This is a genomic window from Pseudomonas lurida (assembly GCF_013522705.1).
GTDB classification, from domain to species: Bacteria; Pseudomonadota; Gammaproteobacteria; order Pseudomonadales; family Pseudomonadaceae; genus Aquipseudomonas; species Aquipseudomonas quebecensis.
In genome coordinates this window covers 1-248 of sequence record NZ_JAAMRE010000095.1, presented here as the reverse complement: position 1 = coordinate 248, position 248 = coordinate 1, and the positions used below count along the sequence as shown (strand labels likewise).

1 protein-coding gene is annotated in these 248 nt (G+C 49.2%); it reads right to left on the bottom strand.

Annotation, left to right across the window (positions count from 1 at the left end; all coding sequences use genetic code 11):
• A partial coding sequence (locus G7025_RS26630; protein WP_181081946.1) for a helix-turn-helix domain-containing protein occupies positions 1–137 on the bottom strand: 137 nt, incomplete at its 3' end.
• Between the last annotated feature and the right edge of the window lie 111 nt (positions 138–248).

Below are 248 nucleotides of genomic sequence, written 5' to 3'. Positions count from 1 at the left end.
CAGTCCTGCCGTCCATGCTTGCGTAACCACACCAGCACAGTCGACCGCCCCTGAATCCCATAGCGCCGTTGAGCCTCTTTATAACTCAGTTCGCCCTTTTCAACCTGATCGACGACCGCCAATTTAAGGTTCTTCACGGAATCCCGGGAAACATAGAAACAAGAACGCCGATTTGATGGATGATGTTCGTGCGAGCAAACACATCTAAAAAACCGGCGTTCTTATGCGCGATATTAATACTTTCCTTC